Annotated in this window: 1 protein-coding gene; it reads right to left on the reverse strand. The window is 35.9% G+C overall.

Going from position 1 to position 396, the window contains the following annotated elements; genetic code table 11:
• Positions 1 to 396: patatin-like phospholipase family protein (locus IU405_RS00190; protein WP_197436656.1), on the reverse strand; the 396-nt coding region annotated here is incomplete at both ends.

The following is a 396-nucleotide window of genomic DNA, read 5'->3' on the forward strand; positions in this document are numbered from 1 at the left end:
CCACCATCAACCAACATTTTACCATCAATATCAATAGGTCTGTAAATCCCTGGAATGCAAGTACTAGCCATAACAGCTTTTGCGACTGAACCTTTGTCAAAAACTATTTTTTCACCTGTTGAAATATCTGTTGCGATAATGCCTAATGGAATGTCAGCTTCTTCAATATTTTTATCACCAATATATTTTATGATGAGCTCGCCTAATTTTTCATTACTCAACAAGGCAAACTTCGACATTGTTATGCCTGTAATATCCATCCACTTTAACTCAGAAGCAATCATTTCTATTTCTTCAGAAGTTTTTCCAAAGGCAAATAATGAAGCAACAAAGGCACCAATACTGGTGCCTGTGATGTAGTTAACATTGATATTGTGTTCGTGTAAGGCTCGCAAA

The organism is Polaribacter sp. BAL334, assembly GCF_015767435.1.
Lineage (GTDB): Bacteria > Bacteroidota > Bacteroidia > Flavobacteriales > Flavobacteriaceae > Polaribacter.